This is a genomic window from Aquimarina sp. 433 (assembly GCF_054054605.1).
The window spans coordinates 1-221 of the sequence record NZ_JBSWZK010000068.1; the positions used below are offsets into that span (position 1 = coordinate 1).

Consider the following 221-nt stretch of genomic DNA (forward strand, 5'->3'; position numbering starts at 1 on the left):
GTTATCAAGACAGTTAGAGTAGCAGGAAGTGCATTGAATGATGTTATTGAGTATGATATTGTAGTGACTAATACAGGAAATGTTACATTAACCGATATTGAGATAGAGGATGCGAATGCAGATGCAGGAAGTATCGTAGGCAGTCCGATAGCAAGTTTAGCACCAGGTGCTAGTGTAACAGTGACAGCAAATCAAACAATTACACAAGCAGATATCGATGC

Annotated in this window: 1 protein-coding gene; it reads left to right on the forward strand. The window is 39.4% G+C overall.

The annotated features are described in order from the left end of the window. Window positions 1–221 (forward strand): DUF7507 domain-containing protein (locus tag ACWNT5_RS24360; protein WP_456518878.1); only part of this gene is annotated, 221 nt, incomplete at both ends.